General features: G+C 60.3%; 5 protein-coding genes and 1 pseudogene. All 6 read right to left on the bottom strand.

All coding sequences use genetic code 11. The annotated features are described in order from the left end of the window. Positions 1-831 (bottom strand): DVUA0089 family protein (locus tag ACXWUF_RS16210; RefSeq protein WP_458503305.1); only part of this gene is annotated, 831 nt, incomplete at its 3' end. 32 nt (positions 832-863) lie between these two features. Further along, a complete protein-coding gene (locus ACXWUF_RS16205; RefSeq protein ID WP_458503304.1) occupies positions 864-2492 on the bottom strand; it encodes a PKD domain-containing protein in 1629 nt (542 codons plus the stop codon). Positions 2493-2546: 54 nt separating this feature from the next. Beyond that, positions 2547-2606, bottom strand: a pseudogene (locus ACXWUF_RS16200) (hypothetical protein); the annotation flags it as partial. Between the two features lie 38 nt (positions 2607-2644). Further along, positions 2645-4270, bottom strand: coding sequence for a PKD domain-containing protein (locus ACXWUF_RS16195; RefSeq protein ID WP_458503303.1), 1626 nt, complete (start codon positions 4268-4270; stop codon positions 2645-2647). Between the two features lie 11 nt (positions 4271-4281). Further along, positions 4282-5391, bottom strand: coding sequence for a hypothetical protein (locus ACXWUF_RS16190; protein WP_458499105.1), 1110 nt, complete (start codon positions 5389-5391; stop codon positions 4282-4284). Between the two features lie 163 nt (positions 5392-5554). After that, the coding region (locus ACXWUF_RS16185; RefSeq protein WP_458503302.1) for a PKD domain-containing protein at positions 5555-6623 on the bottom strand (1069 nt) is incomplete at its 5' end.

Genomic DNA, 6623 nt, shown 5'->3' with positions numbered 1-6623 from the left:
ATAGGTGAGTGTTCCGCCGGGGGTAAGGTCAGTCCCACCCGAGGCCATCGTCGCATCCGATGAGAGGTTAAGGCTACTGTGCAAAGGAGCGACCGCCACCGAGAAGATTTCGGTCTGTCCCAGGTCGGTGTCGCTCACATGCAGGTTGGGCTTCAAGTCCAGCGCCGAACCATTTTTTGCCACGGTCAGGTTGGTGGTGCCGCCGACGAACACAGGTGCCTGATTGGTGGCCGCCACAAATTGGCCTTCCGTTTGCGGCGAGGCGGCGCCCGCGATGCTCAGCGACCAAGCCCCGGTGCGGTTGTTGCCGGCGTGGTCACAGAACAGGTTGTTGGCGCATAGGAATTGCGTCCCGCTCTGGTTGGCTTGCCCGCTCCAGATGAAGTCCGCCACGGCGTCGGTATTGGCGGTGATCTTGTTGGTGTTGGCCAGGTTGTTGGACTGGGTGAGGGCCAGCCAATATTTGCCCGCAGGCAACACGCCCTGGTAGTGGGCGTCCAGACACAGCTTCCCGGTGTTCGGGTCCGGGGTGGTGACGCAAGCGGCATCGGAATTCGCATCATCGTTCAGATAGCCCTTGGGCTGCACTGACCCGACCAAGTTGCCCCAGGCGTCGAACAGGGTCAGCAAGGGATCGAACCCGCCCGTTGCGTAGGAATCGGTGCTGATCGTGATTGGCGTGGCGCCATCGGCGGTGAAGCTGAACAATTGCACGGCGTCATCCCGGCTGAAGGTTCCGGTGAACGCCCCCGCTAAACTGGGCACGCCGGTCATGATCCCCGTGACAAGCAAGGCGGTTGGCATGGCGAGACGAAAAGTTTGATTCTTCATGGCGTAGCGCCTTTGGTTGTTAGGCTATTGGGTTATTGGGTGATCTTTCTCGCGACCGCGTTATGCCGTTGGCCGTCCTCCACGGCTTTTTCGCCGGGAGCGCTGGGCACTTCCACCTTCACGGAACCCTCGCAGGATTGGGCGCCATCGTCGGCGGTGAAGTTGACCGTGTACACCCGGCCATTGCCCGCAAGGCTTCCCGCCCGCCGCTTGACCTGTCGCTCCGCCCGCAGCAGCACGCTGTCGGCGGGCAGGGGCCGCTCCGCCGTGATCTTCCCCCGCAGCCGCTTGGCGTCAGGGCTGGTGGTGTCCCCGAGCGCCTTGTTCCGTACCGGCTCGTCGGAATTGATGCCGGTGACGGTGAGGCGGTAGGGGTTGGGACCGGCCACGCCGCCTATCGTCACGGCCACCATGCCCCGGTTGGCGGGCCATAGCTTGGCCGGGCTGGCGGCGGCGGGGGCGCAGTCGAGCCGGTTGGGGTCGTGATTGATCCGCACCGTGGCCCGATCCTGCGCCGATTTCGGGTTGGGGTCGAAGCCATCGGTGGCGGTCAGGCTGAACGACAGTTCCTCCGAGCCGACGCTTATCCAGGGGGCGGTGAAGCTCAGGCTGGGCTGGCCGGTTTGCGCCAATACCACGGGCGTCCCGCCGGTCTGCTGCCATAGGTAGGTGACGGCGTCCCCGTCCGGGTCGCTGACCGTGGCGTTCAGGGTGACCTCCGCGCCTTCGGTGACGGGCTGGGCGGCGATCTTCGCCGTGGGCGGGTTGTTGTCGTCGGTGACCCGCACCGAGACCGTCGTGGTGGCGCTGGCGGATTTGTCGTCGGAGACCTTGAGCGCGAAGCCGAGGGTCTGGCCCGCCGCGCCGAGGGGCGCGGTGAAGGTGGGCTTGGGCGCGGTGGCGCTGGACAGGACCACGCTCGACCCGCCGATCTGCCTCCAGGCGTAGGTCAGCGGATCGCCATCCGGGTCGAAGCTGCCGCTGCCGTCCAGGGGCAGGACCGAGCCGGCGCGGATGCTGAGGGCATCGGTGGCATGGGCTTCCGGGGGCCGGTTCCTGGCGATGCTCACGGTGTGGATGGAGGGCGCGCTGGCCTGTCCCGAGCGGTCGGTGGCCACCAATTGAAAGGTCAGCAGGGCGTCCGCCTGCGGCGCTTTGAAGCTGGCGCGGGCGGGGTTGTTGGGGTCGACCGCCAGGACCACCCTGGGTTCGGTGCCGATGAGCTTCTGGCTCCAGACATAGCTGGCGATGTTCCGTCCCGCCACGCTGGCGGAGCCGTCCAGGAGAACGGTGCTGCCCCCCACCACGGTGATGGCGGCTTGGGCGATGGGTGTGGTGGTCGGCGTGTGCCGCGCCAGGACGCGGACGGTGTCGGCGTCGCTGGTCCGGGGGCTGGCGCCGGAGTCCGTGACCACCAGGTTGAAGCCCAGATAGGTGTCGGCGTTGACTTTGGGCGCGGTGAAGCTGGGCTTGGCCGTGGCGCCCCCGGTCAGGACGACGGTGGGTCCGCCGATCTGGGTCCACTGATATTTGAGCGCGGTGCCTTCGGGGTCGCGGCTGGCGCTGCCGTCGAGGGTGACAAGGGCGTTCTCGGCGGCGCTGCGGTCGGAACCGGCATCGGCGACGGGCGGCTCGTTGGTGGCGGTGCTGCCCACCGTCACGGTGAAGGCGCGGCTGGCGGTGCCGCCTTGGCTGTCGGCGACTTGGATGGTGAAGCTGTCGGAGCCGGCATAGCCGGTGGTCGGCTTGTAGGTGAGGGTGCCGCCAGGGGTGATGTCGGTGCCGCCGGAGGTCGCCGTGGCGCCGCTGAGGGTCAGGGCGCCGTGGGCCGGGCGCCGTGGGCCGGGGCGGCGGTCTGGGTCCAGGTCAGGGTTTGGCTGGCGTCGGGGTCGCTGACGTGGAGGTTGGGCTTGAGGTCCAGGGCCGCGCCGTCCTTGTCCACCGTCAGGCTGGCGGTGCCGCCGGTGAAGCTGGGAACCGTGTTGCCCGGCGCGGAAATCGTGACGGCGTTCGACAGGGCGCTTTCGTTATTCCCTTTGCTGTCCGTATAACGCGCCGTGACCGTGATGGCCTTGCCCACATCGTTGGCCGTGGGCACATAGGTGGTGTTGGTGGCACCCGAGATGACCACGCCGTTGGCGTTCCATTGGTAGCTGACGCTCAGGGTGGCGGGTCCGTCGGCGTCCGCCAGGGTGTTGGACGCCGTGAGGGTCTGGCCCGGCTGGGACGTGCCGGAGATCGGCACCGTGCCGGTGGGCGGGCTGTTGTTGGGCACGAATTTCTTGACGGTGATGTCCACCGCGTCGGCGGCGCTGGCAGCCCCGGTGGAATCCTTCACCACTAGCGAGAAGGTGTACTTGGTGTCCGAGCTTGGGCTGGGCGCCGTGAAGGTCGGCTTTTGGGCGGTGGCGCTGCTGAGGGTGATACCCGCCGGGGCGGTCCACTGGTATTGCAGGGTGGCCGTCTGCCCCGAGTCGGGATCGCTGCTGGCGGAGCCGTCGAGGGTGACGGTGGTGCCTTCGTTGAGGGTTTGATCGGGACCGGCGTGGGCGGTGGGGGGGGTGTTGAGAGGCGGAGCGGGCGATACTGTAAAGGTATATTGTGCGCCCCGCCCGCAAGCCGCATCGGGGGTTGGACTGGGGCAACTGCCGCCAGTGGCTATCAAATAATTTCCGGCTTTGAGTCCATACAAGGTCATGGTGGCGGTGTCCGGTGTCGCACCGACCATGACGCTGCCGGACTTGGAATAATTGGCCGTATAGCCGGTATTGGATTGGCTTGGATTGGTGAGCCAAACCAAACTGGTGGTGTTCACGGCACCGTGGGAGATCGAATCCAACACTGGTATACCGGAGGTTGTGTAATTCGAGCCGTTAAACGGATCGGTCTCGTTCCTCAGGATATATTCAGGTCCAGCGTTGACGTAACCGATCCAGCCCTGCCGCCCGTTCAACACGCCAGCGTCCAACAAACGGTCATTGGCGATAAGCGTATCCGGGTTTCCGGCAGTGTTAATAGCATCGGTACTGTCATTCGGTCCGCGGGCTGGGTTCCAGGCGTGTTGGTTACCGCCGCCGTTAGCAAACGTGTTGGTGCCCAATGCCCATACGGCAAACGCCGGGTTATCTATGGCGTCCGTAATCGCCGTTCCCAGCGTGCCTCGTCCGGTCATGGTGAGTTTGACGTCGTAGGTCTGGCCGGAACCCGGTACACCCACGGTCAAGGGCAAAAACTCGGCTGTGTGCATCCAGCCCATGTTCTTGGCGGCATAATCAGTGAAAGCCTTATACGGTGCCCCATGGTCCAAAGTGATCGTGGCACCTGTATAAACGCCAAGATTCTTGCTGGCATTTAATACCGCCCGAGCTTCGAGGCAGTTCCCGATCAGGGCGGTTCCCAGGGCCATGGCTATGGCTTTACGGAGCTTGCGATTAGGCATGTGCTGTCCCCCTACCAATTGCGGATTGGCGTTAGCAAAAAGGCATGAGTTTTTCCTTGCGGGTTAATGCCGACCCCGACAATCTGACCAGCATTATTAATTGCTGTTGCCGGGCCTAAGCATTTCCATTGCAAAGCTGGAACTAAGGTATCTAGATAAGCGAAGCTTGGTTCTTCTGCGGAGGTTATAAACGCTCTAAGATAATTAACTTGTGTCGGCGAGCATACCGTGTTGTTTTGGAATTGGGTGCTGGGATAACCAATGCCTCCCACAGCATATCCAGAATTGTTTACATCTAAAAGATCTGGGGAGGTTGTGGGCGGTTTGCTTATGTTAAAAGCCACCCCATTAACAAATAAACCATCCTGCATCTCTGTTGCTGGAGCAATGAAATAACCATATCCATTGGTTCCCACCATAATACCGTTGTCGTTGATTGCAAGAAAATATCCTGTTTTTGAACTGCTTGGTGCTACAGATTTCGTATCAGTAGTTCCGTGGTAAACCCTTGTTCCCAAAATAATGTTGCCTTTGCTGTCATAGTCCCTATAAGCATACCCATTAAATACGGCATCTCCTCTATTATTTATGCCAGGTATTGTGCTTGGGTAGCAAAAGTCCCAATCTCCTATTTTTTTTAGGGAAACCACTGATCCGAAGAAGCCTGGGGAATTGGCACCATTAAAAAAATAAACCCCGTCATTTGCAACCATAACGCCCTGCCCCCAGTCATTTATTTTTATCATGGGACCATAAAAATTTGGAAGTTTTGATTTGCCTAATGGGTGGAAGCTTGTGGATAATCCAATATCGCCAACATAAAATATTCCTTTAGGATTCCAGCCAGCAATATATCTACTATTATTGATACCGGTTACTCGGCCAGGTACAGTACTCCACATGCCATCAGAGTGTGTCCAAGTGAATCCATAGTCTAGACCGTTAGATCGACTAAATCCGACAATATCTCCACGATCATTTATGTCAAAGGCATAACTAAAATCATCGCTGCTATTGCTAGAAAGACTTCCTAAGTCGGTGATGGTATATTGGTCATAAGCTGCCATCGCGCTTTCAGAAAGCAGCAAAGTAGAAAAAATCACATAAATAAGTTTGTACATTTATCCTCCCATACGCATTGAATGCAAACCAATACCTTACTTAAGCACGTAGAAACAGCATAGCGGCGTATACTCGCATCCGATACAAAAGTATCTAATTAAGAAATGGGTTCTAAACGAGTCCCGTATCGAATGCGGATACCCATCGCTACATACTAAGCAATCATTTCAACTTGGTCGCATCGAAGTTCTCCCCCCCATCCACCGCCACCTGACCGGGCGTCAGAGGCACTTCCACTTTCACCACGCCGTCGCAAGGCTGAGCGCCATCGTCGGCGGTGAAGCTGACCGCATACACCCGCCCATCACCCGTGGACTGGCGCTCCGCCCGCAGCAACACGCTGTCGGTGCGGGGCTTTGTTTTGGTGGCCTTGCTCTTCTGGATTTTGGCGTCGGGCGCGGTGGTGTCCTTGCCCGCCTTGTTCTTCACAGGCTCGTCAGATTTCACGCCGGTGATGATGAGGCTGAACTTCGGATTCGGCCCGGTGACGCCCTGAATGGCCACGGGCACCATGGCTTTATTCGGCGTCAGGCTGAATTTGCTGGCCGTGGCGGCGGAGCAGCGCAGCTTGGTGGGGTCGCTGCTCACCGTCACGGTGGTGTTGGCGGTGGCCGATTTGGGGTTGATGCTGTAATCGTCGGCAACGGTGAGGCTGAATCCCAACTCGGTGGTGCCGCTCGTACCCGCGCTGGGCGTCATGAGGCTCAGGGTCGGGCCGTCATCCTGGGTCAACACCACGGTCGGGCCGCTGGTTTGTTTCCATAGATAGCTGGCGGGCTTGTCGCCGTCAGGATCGGTCACGGTAGAACTGAGCGTGACCTCGGCACCTTCCAGCACCGATTGGCTCGGGACTTTCACGACCGGGGGGGTGTTGTCGCTGGTGATGGCGACCGAGAGGCTGGCCGTGCTTTGCTGGCCGTCGTTGGACTTGACCGTAAGCGAAAAGCCCAGCGTCTGCCCGACGGCAGCGTCAGGCGCAGTGAAACTGGCGGACTGGGTGGTGGCGTCTTTAAGCGTGACGGCAGGTCCGGCGGTCTGGGTCCAGATATAGGTCAGGGCATCGCCATCGGGATCGAAGCTGCCGCTGCCATCCAACAGAACCAATGAACCCGCCCGGACAGAGGGACTGGCGACCTTGGCGGAAGCGTGTGGTGCGCCGCCAGTGATTTCCGTGATTTCCAGGCGGTAATCAGCGCCGTTTTTCAAGCTGCCGCAATTGTTGAGAGGGCAA

The organism is Methylomagnum sp., from assembly GCF_054333355.1.
Note: the sequence above shows the minus strand (reverse complement) of the source record. Positions and strands in the feature narration are given on the sequence as shown.